The organism is Pedobacter sp. AJM (assembly GCF_002197755.1).
Classification (GTDB): Bacteria; Bacteroidota; Bacteroidia; order Sphingobacteriales; family Sphingobacteriaceae; genus Pedobacter.
Genome location: NZ_NHOT01000010.1, coordinates 45324 through 71334, shown reverse-complemented (window position 1 = coordinate 71334; position 26011 = coordinate 45324). Strand labels below are relative to the sequence as shown.

Genomic DNA, 26011 nt, shown 5'->3' with positions numbered 1-26011 from the left:
AAATGCTGTTGGGGAAGGAGTCGAACCTTCAAGGGGTAGTTAGCTACAGTTCAAAAAATTAATTGTGGTCAACCCAATAAACTGCGTTTGTCCCATTATTCCCCACCACCGAGACAAGGAGGCGTGTCTGCCAATTTCACCACCCAACATTTTAGTCCTTAGTCCAAAGTCTACAGTCGTAAGTCTACTAAAGACTATGGACTCTTGACTTAGAACTAAGCCGCTGTAGGGGAAGGAATCGAACCTTCAAGGAGTGGTTAGCCATTGCTGGTATTCCCATTATTCTCCGCCACCGAGACAAGGAGGTGTGTCTGCCTGTTTCACCACCCTACAGTATGTTTAGCAATGCTTTAAAGAACGTTCCTTTTTGTTAATTGCTTGATACAAATGTAATGGAAGCAGCAATACCTTACAAATATTTTAAACATTTAATTTTATTTTTATAATATTGATAAATATTTGTAAATTCGCTTATCAAAATTCAAAAATATGCTTAAAAAAGACAATTCCAATTTAGAAATTGACAACCTCGATATTGATATATTGAAACAACTGATGCAGGATGCTACGAAACCATATACTGAAATTGCAAAAGATTTGATTGTTTCGGGCGGCACCATACACGTCAGAATGAAGAAATTACAGGAAATGGGGATTATTAAAGGCTCACACCTGATTATCGATCCCCAAAAAGCCGGCTATGATATCTGTGCCTTTTTAGGTATTTACCTGGAAAAAGGGATTCAATATAAAGATGCTGTGGCACAATTAAGCAAAATAAAAGAAGTGGTAGAACTTCATTACACCACTGGGGCATATAGTATGTTTGCGAAAATTATCTGCAGAGACACTAATCACTTGCGTCATGTACTGAATGAAGAAATCCAGGCTGTTAATGGTATTCAGCGCACAGAGACATTGATTTCACTGGAAGAGAGTATTAAAAGGCAGATTGAACTGGGATAGCTTAGTAAAGAGTCTGGAGTCTTTAGCCGGAAGTCTCCAGCCCATTGTCCTATGTTGCAGGTTGAAAGTTAATAATACAATTCATTAAATATCGTGAGGTCGTAGCCTGAAGTATCCAGGTAATCGCCATTAGTCTTTATACCAATTTCCTATTTCAGTAACTGATAGGCAATAAGCGCAGCAAAGTAGGCCATAGCGGTCATATAAACCAGTTGAATGACAGGCCATTTCCAGCCTTTCGTTTCCCGGTAAACGATAGCTACAGTACTCATGCACTGCATGGCAAAGGCATAAAACAACATCAACGAAATACCAGTAGCAAAAGTATATACAGGCAAACCTGTACGGCTGTTTACCGATGAAGACATCCTTGCTCTAATGGTTGAAGTATCTTCATCTCCCCCATCAACACTATAAATGGTTGCCATTGTACCCACAAAAGCCTCTCTTGCAGCGAATGATGTGATCAGACCTATGCCTATTTTCCAATCATAACCCAGTGGACGAATAGCAGGTTCAATCCAATGTCCTAAGATGCCAACATAGGAGTTTTCCAGCTTTTCTGTTGCGATCAGTGTTTCGATATGTTTGCTATCTCTTGTTGTATCAGCAAGTGCCGATGCATATTTCTGATCAATGCGGTCAAAGCGGTTTCCTGGTCCAAAGGTGGCCATTACCCACAGAATAATAGAAATGGCAATGATTACCTTACCAGCCTCAAAAACAAAAGTTTTAGATTTTTCGTACATGGTATAAAGCACGTTTTTCCACCGTGGCATTCGGTAAACAGGCAGTTCCATAATGAAGTAAGCCCTTTCTTTGGTTTTGATCAAAAACTTCATGATCCAGGCCACCAGTACTGCTGCAATTACACCTACCAAATACATCACCATTAAGGTCAATCCCTGCAGGTTAAAAATGCCTAATATATTTTTTGATGGGATAATTAAAGAAATAATTAAGATATAAACCGGAAGCCTTGCTGAACAACTTACCAATGGCGTGACCATGATGGTGATCATTCGGTCTTTCCAGTTTTCAATATTCCGGGCAGCCATGATGGAAGGCACTGCGCAAGCCAGACCGCCAATCATGGGTACAACAGATTTACCATTTAATCCCACTTTACTCATGATCTTATCCATCATAAAAGTAACCCTTGCCATATAGCCGGTATCTTCTAAAATAGATATAAAGGCAAATAAGATGGCTATTTGAGGGATAAATACAAAAATTCCACCCAACCCGGCAACAATACCATCTAATACCAGATTAGTAAGCATACCTGCTGGTAAATATTCATGACCTGTATCTGTTATAAAACCAAAGCCTGCCTCAATCCATTGCATTGGATAAGATGACCAGGCAAAAATGGCATTAAAAATAACAAAGAGGATTAATAAAAATATAGCAAAGCCCCAGATTTTATGGGTTAAAATAGAATCGAGCTTATCACTCAATGTAAATTTTTTAGCCGAATCGTTGTCTGTTACGACATCAGCGAGTATCAAACTTAAATTTTTATAGCGTAAAATGGTTTCAGCGGCCTGGGTTTTCGCCGATTCAAAATGATGTGATTGCTCTATCGCTTCAATTTCCTCCTGTTCCTTTGGTGTGAAAAAATTGAGATACTCATGCTGATGCAATACCTGTAGTGCATAATAATCATTATCCGAATTTAATTTCGATTTAATGGCATTGATTGCTGCTGGTGCGAGACTATTTACATCAACATCCTGAAACTGAGTAGCTATTTTATTTGTATTACTTATTGCAGACTTTAGTTGATCAATACCTACATTGTTGCGGGCTGAAATAGAGACCACCTGAATACCTAATTTTTCAGCAAGTTTATCCAGATCAATCCTGATCCCTTGTTTCTCAGAAAGATCAATCATGTTTAAGGCCAGTACCATTGGGATTCCCAAATCGGCAACCTGCGAATATAAAAGCATATTGCGTTTAAGATTGGAAGCATCAACCACCAATACGATCACATCAGGATAACTACTGTTTTTTGAATCCGCTAAAACCTGAAACACAATGCTTTCATCACTGCTTTTTGGATACAGGCTATAGGTTCCGGGTAAATCGATAATTTCAGCCCCTTTACCAGTTTCCAGTTTCATAAAACCTGTCTTTTTATCAACAGTTATTCCAGGAAAATTCCCTATTTTCTGATTTAAACCAGTTAAACGATTAAAAAGAGTAGATTTACCTGTATTGGGATTACCAACTAACGCAACTTTAATATCCAAATCTGCTTATTTATTGATGACAATGACTTCAGCTTCACTTTTACGCAAGCATAGCTGATAACCAGCAACACGAATAGCCATTGGGTCGCCAAGCGGGGCAAAACGTTCAACCTCTACTACTTCCCCCGGCAAACAGCCCATTTCCATCAGTTTTACAGAAAGATCAAGGTCTGTAAATGAAATGATTGTTCCTTTTTCGCCAACTTTTAAATTTGAAAGTTTCATCTGTATCTAATTTTATGCTCAGACGGGACCTCCATGATCAAATAATGATTCAATCGCTTTGGGTTCATGTGCTAAATTGCACGCAAGTTAGCCTTTCTTTAGATTTATTCCAAATAGAGATTTTTATCCTAAACAGGTATGACTCATCAATGATTAATTTATTGTTCAACCGGGGCTTAATCTATCTTTTCAAAATTCTATAAGCACAGAAGGCCCGTTTTCTAACGAGCCTTCTGTTTAATATCATTCTATTTTATCACATCCTGAAACGCTGTCCGCCACCCTGCCCCGGTGTTGGCATTTGCGGCGTATCACCACTCATATTTCTTCCGCCTATTCGGGTTAAAGAGTAGGTGAACGAGAACATGTAATATCGCTTTAATACATTATAATTTAAATCGGTAATGGTATTATTTGTAGCTGTTCTGCTAATGCCCTGATTTTGGTTAAACGCATCATTCACTGCAATTTTGAATGTCCCCCTGTTTTTGAAAAACTGGCGGCTGATATAAGAATTGACTAATGTAAACTGTGTATTATAGCCCTCTCCCCTTCCGGTATTCTTAATATAATCCAGATCAACAGCTAAACGGATGTTACCCGGAAAAACGTAGCTGATATCGAAACTTGGATTCAAGGTATAAAAATTAGTATTGGCATTGGGCTGAGCAGAATACGTTGCCCGGTTATAGGTTCCGGAAATGCCGCCGGTTAAATCAAACTTATCAAAATTGGTCACAAAATTATACCGGTTGGTTATGCCGATGGTATTGGTAATGTTTCTGACCAAATCATTGGGATTATCATTGCCAGTTGTGAAGTTCACATTACGGCTATAATTTGCATTTAAAGATGCGTTTAAAGTAAGTTTTCTTTCCGGTAACAGCGGAATACCAACATTAACACTACCATTTCCGGAATAAACCCCATCTACATTTACGTAGGTGGTCCTGATTTTTCCATAGTCTCTGTCGGTACTATCAGTAACCAACTGGCTGCTGTTACCAATGGCATTAAATGTCTGACTTAAACTCAGGAAAGCAAAAAACATCCTGCCCTTCGCAATATCAAAATTATTGTAATTGATATTTAAACTATTGTTAAAGGAAGGTTTTAAGGTAGGATTACCTATAAAAACACTTTGTGTATTGGTGTTATCCGGAATTGGCTGGATCTGGCTGATACTTGGCTGTTGCGTATTTCCTCTGTAGCGTATATTTAATCTTCTGGAGTTACTGAAATTATACCTGAAGTTTGCAGATGGGGTAAGATTAATAAAATTCTGGGTACGTACCAGTCCAGTGGTCAGATTGGTGTTTATACGATTGGTTTGTTGTGCGGCTAAACCAATATTCCAGTTATATTTTTTTTCATTGGTGGTGAAGCTGATGCCTCCCGCATTGGTTAAAGTCTGATTTTCATAGGTATTGGTATAATCAACATTAACCAAATCATACTGACCGCTGGCTGAATTAAAATCCAATACCTGCCGGCCTTGATTATCATGGCTATATCCATTCTGATAATTAAATTCCAGACTTGTGGTTTTGGATAATGGCTCAGTATAAACCAGCCTGGAGGTGTTATTAATGGAATTGGTATTTACTTTATTCAACTGATCCGTAACTGTTGATGTGTCTCTATTATTGATTGTATTATCTTCGGAGATATAATTATAGTTATCGGCATCGTTGTTATTGATCGAGGTATTAACATTTAGTGATAAAGTTCTTCCCCGTCTTTTAAACTTTTTTCTCACCAATAAGTTATTGGTTATATTTGGCGAAGAACTATTGCTAATGTACCGTTGCGAACCTATTGTTTGAGATTCGATTAAATTCCTTTGATATTTACTCAGGTTTGTGGCATCACTTTCGGTATAAGAAACATTAGGTTGAATTTTAATCGTTGTAGATGAATCCAGTTTCGTATCGATCATAAAATTAAACCGGTGATTGATGCGGTCTGTATTGTTATCAGCATTATTTGAAACGGTAGTAACACGATTGCCTAATAAATTCTGGGTAAAGCTTTGCTGCTGATTAGATACATCAGAGCGGTTAAAAAAGTAGCTGCCCTGAATCTGGGTTCCATCTTTGTAGGTATCTGCAAAGTTTAATCCGCCGGCATTCGTATTGGTAATACCACCGCTGCCTGCACCACTTCCACCACCGCCAAAATTACCCCGACCTCCGCCACCGAAACCGTTTCCAACACCATTACCCTGTCCAAAATTCTGCTTATTTACATTATTGAACTGACCAATTACACTAAATTGCTGGTCATTATCAAACTTATTGACATTGATACTGGCATCATACCGATCCTGGGTGCCATATCCAACTGTACTATTCCCGAAATATCCCTTTTTCATCCCCGCTTTGGTGGTGATGTTTAAGATTTTAGTCCGTGTACCATCATCCACACCGGAAAATTGTGATTGCTCAGATAACTCATCAATTACCTGAATTTTATCAACCATATCTGCTGGTAAATTTTTGGTTGCCAGTAAAGGATCTGAACCAAAAAATTCTTTTCCGTCTACTTTTACCTTCGTAACTGTTTCACCCTGGGCCTTAATACTGCCATCTTTTGCCACTTCCACACCAGGAAGTTTTTTGATTACATCTTCAACGACGGCATTTTCACGAACTTTAATCGATTTTGCATCAAATTCAAGTGTATCTGTTTTTACCACTACCGGAATGCTTGCCGTTACATTAACCGTATTAAGGTCTACACCATCATCAGTCATGGCAATATCTCCCGCATTTACCGCCGCTTTCGCTACCTCAACATCTTTGGTGGCTGTTTTTAAGCCTAAAAAGGCCGCATAAATTCTGTATTTTCCTGGCGCGATGGCTTTGAAATTGAAAGATCCGTCAGGTGCCGTTTGCCCTGATGCAACAACTACAGAGTCTTTTAGGTTTCTAACAGCAATGGTGGCAAAATCAACAGGCTGTTTATCTTTGGCATTAATGACTTTTCCACTTATTGAGCCAGGATTCTGAGCCTGAGCCAGATAACCGCAAAAAATAAGCACTACGAAGATTGCCCTCTGAACGTTTCTTTTCATTAATAAATTTAGATTATATGTATAAAACTAAGCAATCAGACTAGCCAGATGCTTAAAGGTTTGTTGCGGAACGCTAAAAGATTGGTAACATTTTAAATACAGCAAAAGAATCAGCTGTATTCATAAAAAGGAGGAGTTGATATTTATTACCTGTTTGGAGGATAACTTTGGTAATAGACTTTCGGGCAGTTACAATCTTTTTTAAAGATACTACAGCCACTTAAACATAAAGTTGCAATTATAACCACTGAACTAATTATCTTTTTCATCGAAATTCAGTTTATGAAGCAATATATAACTAAAAACGGCCATACAGGCACCCAACATATCACAGCCCAGGTCCCACCATTCTGCAGAGCGGTAAGTGAAAACCTTCCATTGTAATAACTCAATACTTCCACCAATAATGAAGTTAATAAGCAGGATTTTAAAAATGGTTAACGTTCTGAAGCCGTAACTGTGCTGATATTTTATCTTTCCATAAAATAGGAAAACTGTCAGGACAAAGAAAAAACCAAGATGCGTCATCTTATCGAAACCTTCGAAAAAGAATCCATCACCCTCCGTATGCGGCAACCTGATATTACAAAGCACTAAAACGATCAGTGTCCAGAATATGGCCCATTTTTGCTGCTTCAGTGCTTTGTACAAAATAGTATAAATTAAGCGCCAACCAATGCCTGGTAGGCTTCTGCAGTTAATAAATCTTCAATTTCAGCAACTTCAGATAATGATACTTTCACCATCCAGCCTTTTCCATAAGGATCAGAATTTACCAGTTCCGGGTTATCATTCAATTCTGAATTGATTTCCAATACAGTACCTGTTACGGGCATAAATAAATCAGAAACTGTTTTTACAGCTTCAACTGTGCCAAAAACTTCTTCTTTTGCCACTTCGTCGCCTACTGAGTTAATGTCAACATAAACGATATCACCCAATTCACGTTGCGCGAAATCTGTAATACCGATGTAAGCTTCGTTACCTTCAACCTTAACCCACTCGTGGTCTTTAGTGTATTTTAATTCTGATGGAAAATTCATGTATTTTTAATTTATTTGGCAAAGTTAAATATTATGTTGGAATGTTGAAGCGATAATTAAGATTCTCCCGATGAATTTAATTTAATGTAAACCTCAAACTAAAACCAAAATTACTGAAAGAAGTATTAAACGTTTGCGAAGTATATGGTTTGGTAATGTTTGAATCATAAAACAGCTTCACATTAAATTTCTGATTCAACACATAATCAACACTTGGTCTTAAAGTAATGTTTTTAGCACCTGAGGAAATTTCAGCTTCTTCCACATCAGCCCTGTAAATTACTGTTTTATTATCACGAATGGCTACATCCAGTTTAAAATCCATATTGTTATCCATTTTTAAACTTTTAAACCAGCCAAAAGGAAACCTGAATTTATTTGTTCTGTAGCCCATTCCTAAAACCACATTGTTTTCTGATAACTGCGCAAGCTGGCTATTGGCCAGACTCAAGCCTAACAGTCGTGACCGGTTTAATTCAAAAGTGGCACTCAGGTTATTTTTAAACCGGGTATCTACACCAATTAATGGAGAAAAATATTCTGATACGGTTACCTGCGCGAACTGAAACTCAGGTAAAAAATTGTTATTTACATCCCGGTTAACCGAGAACCCGTTACTTTCCCTGTACCTTAACAATGAATTATAACCATTAATGTTGTATGCTGAGCGATAACCATGTCGGAGATCAATGGATGTGAAACGATCAGCAATGAAAGCAATTTTTGTTAATCCATTGTATGTTAACGTCCAGTTTGGAAGTGGAATCCGCGGAAAAGAATTCATGCTCATTTTACCTGGATCTTTTCCAGAATAAGCCGCCAGAAACGCGGAGATCATCACATCCTGACTTTCTTTACCATAACCATCTGCATAACCACCAGTCTGACCTGAAGAGTTGGGATTCTGTGCGCCTAACCTTCTTGAAATCAGAATCCGGTTAGACATAAACTGGTTAAACAGCGTGGAAATAACGTTTGAGTTTTTTTCTTTAAATGCGGTACCTAAAGCAATGTAGGATATACTATAATCACCGGTAGTGATGGCACTTAAATTCTCAAATGAAGATACACTGGCCACATACCTGTAGTTAGAGGAGAAGTTCCTGGTTTGCGATTTATTTGCCCTGATGGTAATCCTCAAATCTCTGATCGGCTCAATTTGCCCGGTAAATTGTAAGTCTTCGCGAAGTGTATTAACGTATAACTGTGTCTGCAGCGTATCGGTTGTTAACCATCCGTTGTTAAGTGCCATATCCCTGATGTCTCTCTGACTGCCAAATGCGAAACCTAAACCCGGTGCTCCGGTCACATTATCTATACCAAAATATTTAGTCGTTGGTAAATAACCTGGTAAAAAGATTCCTTTTGTCTGCACATAATTGGCATTGACATTTTTTACGCTGGTTAATAAGTTGATAAAGAAATTCTTTAGTTTATTGCCGGTTTCTTCGCTATTACCGGCATTTCTGATAAAACCAAATTTGTTATATAAGGTAGTCAGGTTCAACGCGGGGTTAACCTGAATATTTCTGCTGTTCTGAACCGTATTGCCTAAATTTATATTTGGATCCAGCAGGGTAGACAAAGGTTCGGTTTGCCAGTTAAAGTTTGTGCCATATCTTGTTTTTACCGTTACCCAGTTTAATCCAGGAACTTTGTCAATGGGTAAAGTATAGGTCACATTCAGGTTATGGTTATAATCGGTTGTACGTCCGAGGCGTTTCAAATTTTGCCAAACCGTATCCCGTTTCATGCCATCAATCCGGCCATCTGGTTCATCAATAATGGAATAGTTTGTGGCATTAAAATCTAACTGAAGTGAGCGGGTTAAATTCCAGGCGATTCCATAAATCCGGCTCATTCTGAAGTTTTTATTAAAAGTGGTTCCAAAACCATTCTGATAAATTGGAATTGAATTGGCCGGATCATTATTTCTCAACGTATTTTCAGAATACAGGCGGTCTACGTCAATTCTAAAATTAATGGCGCTTGGAAAAATACTAAAGTTAAAATCCTTCAGCAAGCCCAGCATATTCGACTTAATGATCTTTTCGAACGGTGCATATGTTCTAGCCTCTTTCGCATAGCTATATTGCAGTGAAGCCCTGTACGTATTCTGAATGCTGCTCTGGTTAATAAAATCACGATGGTTATACTGTGTATATGCATAGCTGGCTGCAAAGTTTTCAATATCCCAAAGCCGGGCCGGTTTACTGTTGTTTGTTCGCTCTTTACGTACATTGGTAAAGTTGATACCCCTTCTAACCGTATAATCCTGTGCAAAATTTAAAATAGAATCTTTTTGTTCTTTAGTTGATTGATCAAGGGCATTTTTTAATTCAATATCCGGCGTGCGTGGATTATATTGTGGTGTGGAAACCTGTTTTGAATAATTCACAAACATTGGAATTTTTACACCTGATTTTTGCGGTAAGAATTTACCAAGTTCTACAGCAGATGAAACATCCAACAAAACATTATCTGCCCGGTTACGCTCACTTACCTTCGAATCAATAGATCCAAAACCTATAGTTGATTTACTGCCTGAGATGTTCACATCGGCAAAATCTGCCAGCTTTAAATTTAACCTGGCTGTAGCAGCCCAGCCTCCTCTTTCGTCAAATTCTGTTAAGCGAAGTTCATTAAACCAAACCAGCACATTTTTATCCAGGCCATCATCACCTCCTGCTGTCGTATTATTTTTTAAAGGGTTTTTTACCCCCAACATGTACACCCTTACCTTACTCATATCCGGCTGTCCCTTTACAATGATGGTACGGTCGCCATCAGTATAAGTAAAGGGAACATTTATTGGCCATGGCTGTCCATTGGCCTGTTTGGCCACATTACGGGCAAGTTTAGCATTTTGAAACAAGATTAAATCAATATCCATCCGGTTTGCTTCAGGCCAAATGGCATTCGGATCGCTGGTACCGGGCGTGGTAATTTTTAAAGGCATTAAATATTCATAGTAGTTATCCTGGTTATCCGTTCCGATTCTTAAAAACGCACTGAGGTCACGGTCGCTTAGGGTTTGATTATTAATGGCCTCGGCGTGTACATACATTTCCAGATGTTTGTATGAACGGAAATCGCTATAAGCCGTTTTAAATGCTGCCCTGCCATAACCATCACGCAGGTTTTTAACCGTTACGGACAGTGACTGTTCATTTAAACGGGTATCTCCACGATAATTACTGAAATCACGTTCACGAAGAATACCGGGAGGGGTAACATAAGGGATCGGACTTCTTTTCCCGTTTTCTTCAATATTAACGGTTGATACTTCAATTACAGAATTATCAGGTGTTAAAGCTGGCAGGCTGGGTTCAACAATAACCTGATCGGCCGTGTTTTTAGCATTAAATTCCCGCCATTCGCCCCTGATGAGCTGCAGCTTTGCAAAACGCATAATGGCTGTATCGGCAAAGTTGGTCATAAACATCCTGAAGAAACGGATGGATTTAAAATCCTGGATGTTACCAACTTTTTTTTCGTATTGTGTAATGGGGATCCTAAACTGATACCAGGTAACGGCCTGTGTATTGCCATTTGCCAATCTTACCTGCGATGTGACTTTATCCGTAATAAATTGCGTTTGGCCCACATCCATCCCTGGCCGCATACTTACTTTATATTGATAATATTCATCGCTTTGCGTCATATTATTATCGCGGTTAATATCCTCCCCGTCAGGAAGAGAGGTAGATGCTGAATTTTCTATTCCCAGTTCCGCCTGCGATTGCTGGGAAGTTTTGGAATTTCCCTCCGGACCATTATATTTTTCATACCGCTTTAAAATGCCGGCATTGATCTGATCTAAAGCCGGACCCCTGAAATAAGAGTAATTATCGGATGAAGGATCCTGATCAATTTCTGCTGCTGCAGTAGCATTTAGCTGTGATTTGATCTGGTTAATGGCCGCAGAGAACTTCGCCCTTTCATTGGCATCAGACATGCCATCCAAACCAACATCCTGTGCCCTTCTCGCGTCAGGATCGTTATCAAAAGCCTGAACAACTGGTTGTAGTTTCGGAACACGCCCCCAGGCTGTTTCATCATATTTGGTAGGATCATCCGTAGCGGGCAATCCATTTTCCAGTGATTTTCGGCCATCCTTCAAAATATCTTCAGAGATATTTCCTAAGTTAAAATAAATATCACCGCCCTGAGAATTTCTATTGTAGATAAAGGGATCCATCACCCAAAATTCAATAAACCCAACATTAAGCGCTTCAAAATCATTGGTTTCAATTTTACGCTGAAAGCCACCCCAACGTTGCCTCGGGTTTGTTAATTTTCCATCAGTAGAAAAACCTGTGGGGGCATAATTGTATGGCCCGCGAATGGTAGGATAAAAAGCTACATCCAGGGTTGTAATATTTAGGGCCTGCCCCGTTGCCGTTTCTTTAAACGGAAAAACTTCCTGCTCAATCACCTGCCTGACATAATGGTTGGAAAGTTCGTTCCTGTTGTTTCTGATGTTGGCAGGCGTAGTGGTGGCGTTTGAATTATAAAACGTCGGATCAATATTATAGTAGGCGATCCGTGCACGGTTGTAGCCATAAGTAAGGTCATTGATCAATTGCGATTCTGCAAAATCCTGTGGTGTTCCCGATAATTGCCAGGAAATGGCACTCTTTAAATCAATTACTGACCTCGACGCCTCAAAATCATCCAGGTAACTGACTCCATTTTTACTGCCCGCAAAATTTAATGCCCTCGGATGCCCCGGAACCAGTTGTGCAAACTCTCCATAAAAATTTACACTTGATGGTGCCTTGGTAGAAATAAACGGAAGTTTATCAACCAGTTTGGTTAAAAACCTGGATGAGGAGCTGTAATTCACATCAGCACCCCAAATGGTATTGGATATGGGTTCTTCACCTAAATTTACTTTTTGAGTCAGCGGCTTCTCTGTAAGGTTCATAAATGTACCGCCCAGATTTAGCTTATTATTGAGCCGGTAATCTAATCGTGTTCCAAATAACGACCGTTGCTGCAAGCCAAAAAGCTCATTATTTTCTGTCGTGATCCTGATGGGCTGACCGGAAATTAACAATGCCTGATTGATGATGCTTACCCTTCCACCCTGATAATCTACGGTAAAATCTACCCCTTCCTGCAGAGGCATTGTTCCGGCAAAAACCTTTACCGAACCCTCCGGAACGTTAATGGCATTCAGACTAAATTCAGAAGACACTTCCGATTGATAATGTCCTTTAATTACATACCTGTTTTTATTCTGGAACAATTGTCGGGCAATCAACTGCGTTGAATCATAGAGTGCCGTAAAAGTATATTTATCAATTAAAGCCTGCTCACTTGGAAGAAATTTACTGGCCAGATCCTGACCAAAAGGCTCAATAATGGGAAAGATAATCCTTCCGTTAGCAGGGTCGATGGTAATATATCCTGAATTGGTATTGCTGATTAACGCATTCAGGCCATTCAAAGATAAATTGGACCCAAAAGTGCTGTTATTTGCAGCGTTATTTGAGAAGTAAGATCCAAAGGCATTGTTTGAAGCTACAAAATCAAAAATTCCGTCAGGCTTCTTTTCATTTTGCTGGTTCAGGCGGTCAAATTCTGTTAACGAAATCCATTGTCTGTTTGCAGTATTTTGCCCTTCTGTCATGATGGGTTTTTCAACCCCTGTTTCATTGTCTATTCTAAAAATATCAAGTTTAAAATTGATCGGACTGATCTGATACCCACCAATGGAATAAATATTTTTCATCATCAGGTCCCAGGTGGGCAGATTGATTTTGGTGGTTTCATTTTTTAGCAGCTTTGCATAAAGCACTTTAGGATTAGCAGCATCAAAAGTGATGTCGGTAGAAAACTCACCTACCTGGTATTCTACTCCATTATAGGTATAGCGATAGGCAACGGCTAAAACCTCATCCGCATTGAGCGGATTATTTAAGGAAATATAGCCCAACTGTGGCTGGAAAGTAAATTCACGTTCCGTTAATTTTCTGGCATAGGTAAGTTTGGCATACTGATCTGTACCGCCATTACCCTGAAAAAATGAAATAACGGCATTTGAATTAGTGAGTCTGGCATCAGCAGGTAAACTCGCCAATAAATTATTAGATTGCTGCGGAAATCCCGTTGCTGTTGAACCTGCCGGAAGTGCGGAACCGCCTCCCGCTATTGCACCCGGATTAAAAGGCTGGTTTTCACCCAGATTCAAAAAACCCAATACATCTCTTGAATCAGTGGTGCTACCGGCTTTATTGGTAATCCAGACTTCAATTTTGGTAATCTGAATAGGCGAGGTAATGATCGGGGCATTAGCCAAATGCTTATTATAGTTGTTACGAAAATACTGGGCCAAAAAGTAGTGTTTATTGGCTTCATAACCATCTGCAGAAACAGAGAATTCGTTTTGCTGTGCTCCATTGGTGATACGAAGTTCTCTCGACTCTGATTTTTGCTGCGTATAAACACTGGTCACATTTAGTTTCCCAAATTGCAGTTGAGTTTTCACACCAAATAAGGCTTGTGTTCCGGTGATTAAGCTGGTATTCAGAGGCAAACTCACGTTACCTGCTTCAATTTTTTTAATGATATCGTCAGCTCCACCAGTATAATCCAGCTTAATCTGGTTTTCAAAATCAAACTGTGCTTCGGTGTTGTAATTGCTTTTGATTTTCAGTTTCGTACCAATATTACCAATCAGGTCCATTTGAATCCGCTGATTGAAATCAAAATTGGTCTGCACCCTTTGTCGTTCATTGAACAAAGGGTTTTCATTTTTATTTCTGCGGCCTAAAAAAGTAAGCTCGGCCTCTCCCCTGGGCTGAATATCAATGGTTGTTCCGCCAAAAAGTTTCTCGAAGGCCTTGCTGTTTACCTGAATTTTAGGAATAATACCTGTATTTCTAAAATCGTCTACCTCTGCATTGGAAATACTCCGCCAGTTACCACGTTTTACTTCACTGTTAATTAGGCGGCTATATTCATCAAGTGTTAAATATTGGGTTTGCGTAACATACTTGTCTCCAACCAGTTGCTTTACAATGTATCTTTTATTTTTTGCATCGTATTCCACAACCTGTTTCAGGTTATTAGGCAGTGGAGCAAAAGGACTTTGTGACGATCTGATCCCGATGCGTTGCTTTTCTTTTAAACTGAAGTTATTTTTCGACAAAGCAGTATCAGCCTTGCGCTGAACAACTTGTGAGATTACGTTTTTGGGAGCGAGCAAGAAAAAGGAGATGAGAAAAAGAAGTGTAGAGATTCTCTTCAAAGGCGTTAGGATCTAGAGTTTTTTTAAAGCGTGTTTAATTAGTTGTTCTACAGAAAGTGTTTCTTCTGTGAGTTTTAATATTTGGTCGATAGTTTTTTCGGCTGTTTGTTTGGCAAATCCGAGCATTACCAAAGCTGATAACGCTTCATCTTTAATTGTATTGTGCTGAGGCATAGAAATTAATGAATCTGCGCCTTCTTTTTTTAGTTTATCCTGCAACTCTAAAACCAGACGTTGTGCGGTTTTTGCACCCAGGCCTTTTATTCTTTGAATGAGCGGCAAATCTGCCTTGACAATGGCAGTTTGAATTTCAACAGGGGTAATGGAAGATAAAATCATTCTTCCTGTATTGGGTCCTATTCCAGATACAGAAATGAGATGTAAAAATAAACGGCGTTCGCCTTCATCAGCGAAGCCGTATAAAGTGTGTGCATCTTCCTTTACATATAACCAGGTGTATAATTTACACCGTTCTGCATCGCCAAGCGCACTGTAAGTATTTAATGAGATGTTTATATGATAGCCTACACCTCCGGCTTCAACCACAACAAATGCTGGATTTTTGTATGTTAATTTACCATCAATATAGGCGTACATGGCGTATTATTTCTTTGTTGTTTTTGTAAATATACCTTTTCGTTTGGAAGTTTCTGCAATTTCTTCTTTTGCCTGAACATCTACCACTGCAATAGTAACCATATTTACGATCTCTCTCACCGAACTTCCTAACTGAACAATATGAACAGGTTTATTTAAACCCAGCAAAATGGGACCTACCGCTTCTGCCCCCCCCAGTTCCTGTAATAACTTATAGGCAATATTACCGGATTCCAGGTTAGGGAAAACCAAAGTATTGGCAGGTTCATCAGCCAGCGTACTAAATGGAAAATTATCTTTTAAAAGTTCATTATTTATAGCGAAGTTACCCTGCATCTCTCCATCCACAATAACTTCAGGATGGTTTTTGTGAAGGATTCTCACTGTTTCCCTTACCTTATTTGGCGTTACTCCATCATTTGAACCAAAGTTTGAATAGGATAATAATGCGATACGCGGCTTGATATTAAATTGTTTAACAGATTTATCCAAAAGCAAAGTAATATCCACTAACTGTTCGGCAGTAGGATCAACGTTTACCGTTGTATCACCAAAGAAAACCGGACCTTTTTTGGTCATCATCATGTACATCCCAGCCACACGCTTAACGCCTGGCTCTACACCAATAACCTGTAATGCGGGTTTAATGGTATCACCATAATTTTTGGTTAATCCGGAAATCATCGCATCGGCTTCCCCAAATTCAACCATTGATGCCCCGTAATAATTGCGATCTCTTAACAATTTTGTTGCATCGTTGATAGATACACCTTTACGTTGTCTTTTTTTGTAAAGTGCTGCTGCGTATTGTTTGGTTTTTGCCGGATTCTGCATCTGATCAATAATCTCTACGCCATGCAGTTCCAGTGCGTGCTCATCAATAATAGCCTGAATCTTTTCTCGGTTACCTAAAAGAATCGGAATCGCAATATTCTCATCCTTAACAATCTGAGCCGCTTTTAAAATTTTATAATTGTCTGCCTCAGCAAACACCACCCGTTTAGGATCAGATTTAGCTTTGGTGGTAATGGAACGCATAATGGCATCATCCAAACCTAAACGTTTTCTTAATTCTTCTGAATAGGCATCCCAGTCGGTAATCACCTTACGTGCCACGCCACTTTCAATGGCGGCTTTCGCTACTGCAATTGAAACTTCCGTAATCAGCCTGAAATCAACCGGTTTTGGAATAATATAATCCCTGCCGAACTTCAGGTTACGGGCATTATATGCCAGGTTTACGGCTTCTGGTACGGAGCGCTTAGCCAGTTCTGCAATGGCCTTTACCGCAGCAATTTTCATGGCTTCATTAATGGTTGTGGCACGAACATCCAAAGCACCACGAAAAATGTAAGGGAAACCCAATACATTATTTACCTGGTTTGGATAATCAGAACGACCGGTGGCCATAATTAAATCCTTACGGGTTTTGATGGCCAGTTCATAGGCAATTTCAGGATTAGGGTTGGCCATGGCAAAAACAATCGGGTTTTTAGCCATGCCCATCAGCATCTCGGGCTGGATAACGTTTCCTGCCGAAAGACCAATAAAAACATCTGCACCTTTCATGGCCTCGCCAATTGTACCAATATCTTTTCTGCTGGTTGCGAAATACATCCGCATCTCATCAAGATCAGTCCGCTCCGTATTAATCAATCCATTGATGTCGAACATCACCAGATTTTCTTTTTTTACACCTAAAGAAAGATACATCTTGGAACAGGAAACCGCAGCAGCACCTGCCCCACTTACCACAACCTTAATTTTATCAATCTTCTTTTTCTGAATTTCACAGGCATTTAACAGCGCTGCGCCTGAAATAATGGCTGTACCATGCTGGTCATCATGCATTACCGGAATATTCATTTCCTGCTTTAAGCGGGTTTCTATTTCAAAACATTCAGGGGCTTTAATATCCTCCAGGTTCACGCCACCAAAGGTTGGCTCCAGGGCCTTCACAATTTTTACGAAATCATCTATATTTTTAGTATCCAACTCTAAATCAAATACATCGATATCAGCAAAGATCTTAAACAATAAACCTTTACCTTCCATTACAGGCTTACTGGCTTCCGGACCAATATTCCCCAGGCCTAAAACCGCCGTACCATTACTGATCACGGCAACAAGATTACCTTTTGCGGTATACTTGTAAACATCATCAGTATTGTCTGCTATTTTTAAACAAGGCTCTGCTACTCCTGGTGAGTAAGCCATGGTTAAATCACGTTGTGAAGTTGTTGGTTTTGTAGGTACTACCTGTATTTTTCCGGGCCGCCCTTGCGAGTGGTAATCGAGCGCATCTTGCTTTCTATTGATATTACTCATTAAGTAACTTATTAGTGACGGGCAAAGGTACGATTCTTTAAAAGAATTAAAAAACCCCTGAGGGTTTTAAAAACCTTCAGGGGTATAATTTTCTGATTGATATTTAAGCCAATAGCAAAATAACGACCTAGCCCTTGCTGATCCTTAAAATCATCCCTGCATGCAAACCTGCCTTTGAAAGCCTGTTGTCTCTTTTAATACTTTGAACGGTAGCGCCGTTAAATTTTTCAGCAATTTCTGAAAGGGTATCGCCGGGTTTAACGGTATAACTTAAAAAGGAAACAGGTGCTTTCAGGCGATTGACATTTTTGGCAAATATTTTAAGCCGTTGCCCGGGCACAACGGTTTTACTTTTTAAGCCGTTCCAAACCCTTAAATCCTGCACTTCAACGCCATATTTATTGGCCACTGTGGTTAGTGATTGTCCGGCACTTACCTGATGAATAATAGCGGCATGATGGGTTACAGCCTGGCGGATTCTTGATTTTCTTAAGTCCCTTACATCGTCAGTACTGGCCTGAACGACACGCATATTTACATCGAGATCAGCATTATACAATGCATCATAAACGCCGGCGTAATCAATATCCCTCAGTTTAGGGATGATAATCCGCTTTGGTTCTTCATCAGTCCCATTTACAATTTTTTTCTTATAAGATGGGTTTAAGGCAAAAAGCGCTGTCTCATCAACATTTAAGGCTTTTGCCAGTTCGGCTAAAGAAACAAAATGGTTGGTTTGAACAGTATCGGTTTTTAAAAATAGACTGCAGGTTTGTGGTGTAATCTGGTGTTTGCCTGAATAGTTCATCACATAAACCGCGGCAATAAAAGCAGGCACATAATTTCTGGTTTCTTTAGGTAGAAACTGCCTGATTTCCCAAAAATCACGCGATTCGGCTTTGGCCATTGCACGTGTAACGGCACCTTTGCCACAATTATAAGCAGCGATAGCCAAAAGCCAGTCGCCCAGCTCTTCGTAAGCATCCCTGAAATATTGGGCAGCTGCATAACTGGCCTGAATAGGATCTTTCCGCTCATCTACAAAATTATCCATCTTTAATCCGTAAGCTTTCCCTGTTCCAAACATAAACTGCCAGATCCCGGTAGCACCTACCCTCGAAATGGCATGCGGATTCATTTGCGACTCTACAATAGTTAAATATTTAATTTCCTGCGGAATGTTAAAATCCTTCAGGGCTTTATCAAAAATGGGAAAGTAATAATTTGATAAGCCCATCATTTTGCCAAACAAATCTTTTCGCTTGGCATAAATATCGATGTATTGCTGAACGTATTCGTTATAAGGAAGGGGAACGGTTTTAACGATAGAATCAAGCCGGAGTTTATAAATATAGTTTTGCCCCATTAATAAGGGATTTTCATAAATCAGCGGTACAGATATCGTATCGGTATTGATGAAAATATTTTCCTGAAATTTAGGTAGACTATCAATTTTGACTTTCTGCTGCGCAAAGGAATAAGAAATACATCCGATGAGGGCACATACACTGGTAAGAAGTAGTTTTTTAATCATGGGCAATTCGGTTTATTCAGCGCTGTTTTCCGGTTATCCTTCCGAAATCTTTTAAAAGAATGCTCATCCGGTGTAGCCGGAAAAACACAAGTGAACGCTGTGCATATTCATTAAAATATGCTTATTTTAAAAATGCCTGAGAAAAAGCAAGAAGCTTATCTTCCTCAAAATGTTTGGCTGTAAATTGAATACTTAACGGTAAACCAGCCTCGTTATTGCCTAATGGAAGCGCAATGGCCGGATTTCCGCTCAATGAGGGCAATACTGTAAAAATATCAGCCATATACATCACCAGCGCATCCTGCATGTGATCACCTAATGGAAATGCTGCTGTTGGCGCCACGGGCGATAAGAGCAGGTCATACTCTTCGAATAAATGGTCTATCTTTTCTCTGATCAAACGACGTACCTGCTGTGCTTTCTGATAATAGGCATCATAATAACCTGCACTTAACACGAAAGTACCCAGCAAAATGCGTTTTTTTACTTCTTCACCAAAACCCTCCGAACGGGAAAGTTTATAGAGTTCAGTTAATGATTTTGCTTCCGTATTCCGGTGTCCGTAATGCACACCATCATACCTGGATAGGTTGGAAGAGGCTTCAGCAGTAGTTAAAATATAATATGCCGGAACAAGATAATCCAGCAAATCAAAAGAAACCTCATCTACCTGATGCCCATCTTCCTTTAATTTTTCTATTGATGATAAGATGGCTGACTTAATTTCCGGATCGAGAGCCTTGCTGTCAATTGTTTCTCTGAGTACGGCTATCTTTTGTTTTTTTTGTTTATTTAACTGAGCCGGATAATCAGGAACAGCTAGATCAGAAACGGTTGAATCATTTTCATCTGCTCCGGCTAATACCTGTAAAAGAAGGGCCGCATCTTCTACTGAAGAAGTGATAGGGCCTACCTGATCAAAAGAAGAGGCATAAGCAATTACGCCATATCTGGAAACCCTTCCATAGGTTGGTTTTAGACCAATCTGGCCACAAAAAGCTGCAGGCTGCCTTACAGATCCGCCGGTATCTGTACCGAGTGCTGCCAGACACATATCTGCCTGAACCGCTACTGCAGACCCACCGGATGAGCCGCCGGGAACCAGCTCAGGATTTGCAGCATTCTTAGCAGGTCCGAAGTATGAAGTTTCATTTGAGCCACCCATTGCAAATTCATCACAGTTAAGCCGACCTATAATCACGGCATCTTCCTGCAATAAACGTTTAACAACAGTAGCTGAATAAGGTGATACGAAGCCATCAAGCATTTTGGATGATGCGGTTACCAAATGATCTTTATAGCAGATATTATCTTTAATACCAATAACCATGCCCGCCAGTTTACCAGCGGTTCCCTGCATCATTTTCTCCTGTACTGCTTTCGCCTGAACTTCTGCCGAATAAAAAAACACCTCGTTAAATGCATTGAGGTGTTCATTATCTGAAATTTGCTTAAAATAATAAGCCAATAAATCGGGTAAAGTAAATTGCTTTTGCGAAATGAGTGCCTGTATCTCTTTAAGTGCGCTGTATTTCTTCAAAACTTAAAATTATAGCAATTAAACGGTTTTATCGCGGTTTGATGGATCAGCCTGTTCCCCATCAACACCATCCTTACCATCTTTAAATTCTTTAACTCCTTTACCTAAACCTCTCATGAGTTCAGGAATTTTTTTCCCGCCAAATAATAAAAGTACCACTACAGCAATAATGATAATTTCCGGTGTTCCAAGCATTGCTGCTATTGTTGTATTTAACATAACTTTTTTATTTAAACTTTTTGACTGTCCGTTACAATATTGTGATCGATAGGTGTGCTGGAGGGATGATTTGCCGCCGGAGCTGTCTTTTCATCTACCGGAGCAGTTTCTTCAGTTGAATGTTGAGGCTGACTATTGTTATTGGCCACTTTTTCTTCCGCTTCTTCTTTATCCAGATCCATCGCATTAATATTGCGGTGAATTTCGCGTTTTACACCGTCTGAGGCATCCTTAAATTCCCTGATCCCTTTCCCTAATCCTCTTGCCAGTTCAGGCAGTTTCTTACCACCGAATAATAAAAGGACAACGACTAAAATGAGTACGATCTCCGATCCACCCATATTTAAAAATTCTAATAACGTTCCTTGATACATCACTAATCTATTTTATACAAATATAAACATTTTACAACTCTATTCCTGCTTATTTACTAATCCAAGCTTCCGGGTTTAAAGCACCCTGACCTCTTCTGATCTGGAATTTCAAAATGGCATCATCACCTGTATTGGCAACAGTACCAATGGTTTGCTTGGTATCTACAGAGTTACCAACACTTACGCTCACCCCTCTTAAATTCTGGTAAACCGTAAAATACTCACCGTGATTAATAACCACTGCTGTTCTACCCATAATATTCTGCACCATTACGACCTTCCCGGCGAATACGGCTCTTACCGCGGCACCATCGGCGGTAGTAATATCTACACCATCGTTGGTATAAGATGCCTGATCTACCTTATGTAATCCAAACCTTTCTGTAATGGTTCCGGTAGCTACCGGCCATGGTAATCTTCCCCTGTTATTTTCGAAACCTGCTGAAAGCCTTGCTGCTTCAGGGGTAGCGGTTAACAATTCGGAAGTACTTTTCTCTCTTGTTGCTGGTGCAGTGGTAGTGGCCGGAGCAGGTTTATTTTCTGCTTTTGCCTTTGCTGCCGCAGCACGTTCTTCTGCCAATCTTTTAGCTGCAGCTATACGGGCCTCTTCAGCTGCTTTTCGTCTGGCCTCTTCAATTGCCCTTTGGATGGCAGCTGCAATTGCCCGGTTAATCTGTGCCTGTTCCTTTTTCTTGGCATTAATGTCCTGCTTAAATTGCCGCTCTTGCTTGGTGAGGTTATTCAATGCTGCCGCCTGCTGTTTCTTATCCTGCCCTAAACGGTCCTGCTCCTTTTCCTGTTCCTTCAGCAAATTGCTTTTCTCTTTCAGGGTTTTATCCAGCACCCTGATTTTTCCCGTTAAATCCTGCTGCGTATTTTCAATATATCCCGCCTGCTTTTTACGGTATTGACTAAACTGCTGCAAATACTTGATCCTCTTGTAGGCCTGATTAAAATCTCTAGCAGCAAAAATAAACATCATTTTCTCATAGGCATTTCTGTTGCGTTGTGCAAAACGAATCATGCCCGCATATTCTTTTTTAAGATCACCTAACTGACCTTGTAATGTATGTACGGTATTTGTATTCTGAGAGATTTGGTTATCCAGGTTTTTTATTTCAGAATTAATGGTTCCGATTTTATCCTGACGGAGACGGATTTGCGCATTAATGGCATTAATCTGCTGCAGGGTTAATTTCTTCCCATTGGCAGTTTTAGTTAAATTTTTTTGTAGCTGTTCAATTTCACGCTGTATAGCTTCTTTTTTCCTTCTTAACTGGCTTTCGGTTTGTGCACTGGCAGAATAAGCAAAAACACTCAAAAACAGGATAAATATGATTTTCTGTAGCTTCATTAAGCCAAAAGTATAAAAATTTTATAGTAAAAGACATTAAAATTTAGATACTAAAGGCATTACAAATAATCTTCACCTCATCTTCATCAGAAAATTTTTCACCAATACAAAAGCAGTCATCAGATAACAGACGAAAAAATTCAACCTGATGACCTGATGACTGCTTTAAACCTATAACCGGGATTCAGGAAATATTACCTGACTAACTTATATCCACCTGGAACTTTGAAAGGAAATTCAACCGGAATATTCCCGTCAATCTTTACAAACTGCAGGTTAATATTAACCTTCTTGGTTCCCGAAAGGGTATTGATTTTCAGTGCACTTGGAAATAGCGACTCATTTAATTTTTGGTAATCTGTATAATTTACCTTTAAAGCCTGACCGGATTTTTCATCATTTAAATTGGTTTCATCTACCTTTAAAAGGGTGTTAAATAAGAGCCTGTAATCTAAACCCTCTTTACTGCCTAATACCACCCAAACACCATTTTCCTTTTTCAGGTTAGATGCAGTAGTTAAAAAATCGCCCATTGCATTTCCGGTTAAGATGGCCTGGAGTGTATTAAAAGTGATTTGCTTATTGGTAAAATTATAGATATAACTGAAAGGCTTGTTCAGGTATTCGCCCTTTTGCCGGTTCATAATTTTGATGCTATCCGGTGTGATTAATGCCCTTGCCGGTTCGTACGCACCACCCAGCGCGGTAATACTGACCCAGATCACTTCCTGATCCTTCATCCTGAAATTCATGGTCACATCGTTTGCATTACCGGCAATGTCAAGTGTGGCTTTTGCCTTCAGTGCAAGGGTATTAAATTTAAGCTGCTTACTGTTTAATAAAGCCAGGGCTTCAGCTTTTGTATTATCTGTTTTAACTTCAGTTGTTACAGGCGGTGCAACCACAATTGCCTTTTTAGGTTTGCAGGCCGAAATAGAAACAACTGTACCTGCAATCAGCAAGCTATTTAAAATACTTTTTTTCATTAATTTTTCTGTTTAATACTTCTGAAATGTTTCCGGCATCTTTTGCTTTTTTCCATTGGAGCAATGCTGCTTCTTTCTCACCTTTCATAAAGAGGATATCACCGTAATGCTCTAAATAAACACCATTCTTATTTGTATTGTTTTGCAATGCTTTTTCGATCCAGACCTTGGCCAGGTCGTATTTACGTTGCTTAAACAAGATATAGGCGTAGGTATCGGTAATGGATGAATTATCCGGCATGGCCTTGGCAGCTGTTTCTGAATATTGAGCAGCTTTGATCAGATCATCATTTTTCAATGCAAGGTAGTAAGCATAATTATTCATGATAAAATAGTTATCGGGTTCCATTGCAATGGCTTTTTCAAAGGCAGCTTTGGCCAGGGTAAAATCATTCTGATTAATATAGATATCGCCCTGAAGTGCAAGCACCTGTGCCTGTAAACTTTTATTGTCAACATCCAGCTGCAATGCTGTTTTCAGGTTATCTTGCGCCTGTTCCAGCTTACCTATTTTAAATAAGGCATAAGCCGTATAATAATATAAGCTGGCCTGGTTGGGATAAATGGTTAACGCTTCATCCCCTAATTTTACCGCATCTGCATAATGTCCTAACAGGGTTTGGATATTTACAATTTGCTCCCAAACGGCATAAACCTGATCATTTAATTTTAACGCAGCCTGATATTGTACCAGTGCTTCCTTTAGTTTTTGCTGCTGATACAAAACATCACCATAAAGGGCAAGTGCTTTTGCATCTGCCGGATTTTTTTCAGCAACGATTTTACTTAATAACGTCACATTTTCTGCAACAACGGGCTCCCTTAAATTTGGGAATAATGCCGCAATAATCTTAATTTTTTCATCCAGTGGCATTTCTGCACTTTCAAAAGCCACCTTTAGTGAAGCAAATGCCTGAGCATCATCTTTTTGCTTCCGGTAGATATCAGCCAGCCCCAGGTTCACTTCAAAATTATCGGGAGCCAGCTGTTTTGCCTTCAATAATACTTTTAAGGCTTCGGCATCATTGCCCTTCTGAAGAAGTAAACCTGCGGCATAGAGATAGTTTTTAATATCGGCCTGGTTGCCTTCCAATAATTTTACAATATCACTTTCCGATGTGCCTCCGCTTCCATGTAAGCGTTTTTTTGCGATTGAAAGTTCATTGGATTCACCAAATCGGGCCAGAATTTCATCGTAGGTTTTTCCGGCGGCTTCAGTTTGACCAGATAAAAACTGAGCGTTTGCCTTATCAAAGTAATACGCATCATTTTCCGGGTCTATGCGAATCAACTGATTGAATACCTCAATGAGTTCGGGCATTTTATTGGTGCGTTTATCTACTTCCGCCAGCAAACGCAAATACCATTTGTTGTCAGGTTTAAGTTTAATGGCCCGCTTAATATTTAATTCTGCTTCTGATAAACGTTCTAACCGCAGGTTGGCATTGGCAAGTTCATAATAAGCAGCATCATGATCCGGGTCCGCCACAACAACCTTATTAAAATTGCTGAGCGCACTGGTATAATTCTCGGTCATTTTTTCCCGCAGTCCGGCAAAGAACAACTGTTTTACCATATTGCTGTCTCTATCTGGTGACACAGTATCATGGTTTTGCCCGAATGCTTTGCCAGTTAAGGAGAACAAAGTAAGAAAAATGACCCTTTTTAACATATATCAAATAATTGATAGAAGGAGTGAATGATGGAATGTTTAAACAAATTGCAAAAAATTTTCCTTTCTCGAAATTCTCTCATTCAATCATTCAATCATTCAAGATCTTATCATTCACTAATTCAAAATTCACACAATCTAAACTTAGCTTTTCCCTGTATGTCCGTAACCACCTTCACCCCTGACCGTCTCTTCAAGTGCTTCAACTGCCTGCCATTGAACAGTTTCGTGTTTTGCCACAACCATCTGTGCAATGCGATCTCCATTCGCTATTTTAAAATCTGTATCTGATAAATTGACCAGAAGTACCTTTAATTCTCCCCGATAATCAGCATCAATGGTGCCAGGCGAATTTACAATGCTGATACCATGCTTATAGGCCAAACCACTGCGCGGTCTGATCTGCGCTTCAAAACCTACAGGCAGTTCCATAAACAAACCTGTCGGAATAAGCTGACGCTGTAAAGGCTTAAGTACAATTTCTTCCTTTATCGAAGCCCTTAAATCCATTCCGGCAGCATGAGCCGTTTCATATTGTGGTAATGGATGTTCTGATTGATTGATGATTTTTATTTTCATTA

Annotated in this window: 17 protein-coding genes and 1 tRNA gene; 1 reads left to right on the top strand and 17 read right to left on the bottom strand. The window is 39.5% G+C overall.

Features of this window, described 5'->3' with window-relative positions; genetic code table 11:
- Window positions 1-5: 5 nt before the first annotated feature.
- Window positions 6-149 (bottom strand) — tRNA-Asp (locus CBW18_RS21455).
- A gap of 340 nt (window positions 150-489) precedes the next feature.
- Here CBW18_RS21455 and CBW18_RS16515 point away from each other — a divergent pair.
- Window positions 490-966 carry an Lrp/AsnC ligand binding domain-containing protein gene (locus CBW18_RS16515; RefSeq protein WP_025145395.1) on the top strand — a complete coding sequence of 159 codons (477 nt, stop codon included), beginning with the start codon at window positions 490-492 and terminating at the stop codon, window positions 964-966.
- Between the two features lie 149 nt (window positions 967-1115).
- Here the strand turns inward: CBW18_RS16515 and feoB are convergent, their stop codons facing one another.
- The 16 genes from feoB to dut all read right to left on the bottom strand — a co-directional run bounded on the left by feoB (window position 1116) and on the right by dut (window position 26009).
- Window positions 1116-3224 (bottom strand): ferrous iron transport protein B, encoded by a 2109-nt coding sequence (gene feoB, locus CBW18_RS16510; RefSeq protein WP_088302441.1) that lies wholly within the window; start codon window positions 3222-3224, stop codon window positions 1116-1118.
- A 6-nt stretch (window positions 3225-3230) separates the two neighbouring features.
- Window positions 3231-3449: a FeoA family protein gene (locus CBW18_RS16505; protein WP_088302440.1), complete on the bottom strand. Its 219-nt coding sequence runs from the start codon at window positions 3447-3449 to the stop codon at window positions 3231-3233.
- A gap of 256 nt (window positions 3450-3705) precedes the next feature.
- The gene (locus CBW18_RS16500) at window positions 3706-6525 is read right to left on the bottom strand and encodes an outer membrane beta-barrel family protein (RefSeq protein ID WP_088302439.1); all 2820 of its coding nucleotides are present in this window, start codon (window positions 6523-6525) and stop codon (window positions 3706-3708) included.
- A 252-nt stretch (window positions 6526-6777) separates the two neighbouring features.
- Window positions 6778-7176 (bottom strand): VanZ family protein, encoded by a 399-nt coding sequence (locus tag CBW18_RS16495; RefSeq protein ID WP_088302438.1) that lies wholly within the window; start codon window positions 7174-7176, stop codon window positions 6778-6780.
- Between the two features lie 11 nt (window positions 7177-7187).
- Complete coding sequence (gcvH, locus tag CBW18_RS16490; RefSeq protein WP_088302437.1) at window positions 7188-7568, bottom strand: glycine cleavage system protein GcvH; 381 nt, start codon at window positions 7566-7568, stop codon at window positions 7188-7190.
- Between the two features lie 76 nt (window positions 7569-7644).
- Window positions 7645-14784 carry a cell surface protein SprA gene (sprA, locus tag CBW18_RS16485; RefSeq protein ID WP_253249067.1) on the bottom strand — a complete coding sequence of 2380 codons (7140 nt, stop codon included), beginning with the start codon at window positions 14782-14784 and terminating at the stop codon, window positions 7645-7647.
- 54 nt (window positions 14785-14838) lie between these two features.
- The gene (gene ruvA / locus CBW18_RS16480; protein WP_088302435.1) at window positions 14839-15423 is read right to left on the bottom strand and encodes a Holliday junction branch migration protein RuvA; all 585 of its coding nucleotides are present in this window, start codon (window positions 15421-15423) and stop codon (window positions 14839-14841) included.
- Between the two features lie 6 nt (window positions 15424-15429).
- Complete coding sequence (locus CBW18_RS16475) at window positions 15430-17751, bottom strand: NADP-dependent malic enzyme (protein WP_088302434.1); 2322 nt, start codon at window positions 17749-17751, stop codon at window positions 15430-15432.
- Window positions 17752-17878: 127 nt separating this feature from the next.
- Window positions 17879-19285: a lytic transglycosylase domain-containing protein gene (locus CBW18_RS16470; RefSeq protein WP_088302433.1), complete on the bottom strand. Its 1407-nt coding sequence runs from the start codon at window positions 19283-19285 to the stop codon at window positions 17879-17881.
- A gap of 121 nt (window positions 19286-19406) precedes the next feature.
- Window positions 19407-20825 (bottom strand): Asp-tRNA(Asn)/Glu-tRNA(Gln) amidotransferase subunit GatA, encoded by a 1419-nt coding sequence (gene gatA, locus CBW18_RS16465; protein WP_088302432.1) that lies wholly within the window; start codon window positions 20823-20825, stop codon window positions 19407-19409.
- 18 nt (window positions 20826-20843) lie between these two features.
- Window positions 20844-21044: a twin-arginine translocase TatA/TatE family subunit gene (locus CBW18_RS16460; protein WP_216359256.1), complete on the bottom strand. Its 201-nt coding sequence runs from the start codon at window positions 21042-21044 to the stop codon at window positions 20844-20846.
- Between the two features lie 11 nt (window positions 21045-21055).
- Window positions 21056-21418: a twin-arginine translocase TatA/TatE family subunit gene (locus CBW18_RS16455; RefSeq protein ID WP_088302431.1), complete on the bottom strand. Its 363-nt coding sequence runs from the start codon at window positions 21416-21418 to the stop codon at window positions 21056-21058.
- A gap of 49 nt (window positions 21419-21467) precedes the next feature.
- Window positions 21468-22772 carry a murein hydrolase activator EnvC gene (locus tag CBW18_RS16450; RefSeq protein ID WP_088302430.1) on the bottom strand — a complete coding sequence of 435 codons (1305 nt, stop codon included), beginning with the start codon at window positions 22770-22772 and terminating at the stop codon, window positions 21468-21470.
- A gap of 194 nt (window positions 22773-22966) precedes the next feature.
- Entirely contained in the window at window positions 22967-23758 is a 792-nt protein-coding gene (locus CBW18_RS16445; RefSeq protein WP_088302429.1) for a DUF4292 domain-containing protein, read from the bottom strand.
- On the bottom strand, window positions 23736-25358 hold the full coding sequence (locus CBW18_RS16440; protein WP_172406555.1) for a lipopolysaccharide assembly protein LapB: 1623 nt from the start codon (window positions 25356-25358) through the stop codon (window positions 23736-23738). Before CBW18_RS16440 ends, CBW18_RS16445 begins: the two co-directional genes overlap by 23 nt.
- Window positions 25359-25574: 216 nt before the next feature.
- Window positions 25575-26009 carry a dUTP diphosphatase gene (gene dut, locus CBW18_RS16435; protein WP_088302427.1) on the bottom strand — a complete coding sequence of 145 codons (435 nt, stop codon included), beginning with the start codon at window positions 26007-26009 and terminating at the stop codon, window positions 25575-25577.
- Window positions 26010-26011 lie beyond the last annotated feature (2 nt).